Below are 278 nucleotides of genomic sequence, written 5' to 3'. Positions count from 1 at the left end.
AGTTTATTTCGCTAATGCCGTCGGGATCGCGGGCGTTAAGTAAAAATGAAACATTACCCTGTACTGTTTCTGTTTGAGTAAAGCCAATAGTAGCTTGCGAGTTTGCTATAGCTGAGCCCACAGCACCGCGACTCACGGTATTTTCACCTAAAATCTGTATTTGTGTTGTTTTATTACTGGCTAAAACGCCCGCTAAATTTACATAACTTGCAACGGCTGGTGGGTTAACTGTAGCTGTAGGCGCTTGCGTTGACGCTTGAGGTTGTTGCTCATCTGAG

At 44.6% G+C, this 278-nt stretch carries 1 protein-coding gene; it reads right to left on the bottom strand.

What is annotated here, in order from left to right; all coding sequences use genetic code 11:
- The coding region (locus SB756_RS29640) for a hypothetical protein (RefSeq protein ID WP_410913134.1) at positions 1-278 on the bottom strand (278 nt) is incomplete at both ends.

Source organism: Pseudomonas sp. SIMBA_068 (assembly GCF_046534705.1).
In the GTDB taxonomy this organism is placed as follows: Bacteria; Pseudomonadota; Gammaproteobacteria; order Pseudomonadales; family Pseudomonadaceae; genus Aquipseudomonas; species Aquipseudomonas putida.
Note: the sequence above shows the minus strand (reverse complement) of the source record. Positions and strands in the feature narration are given on the sequence as shown.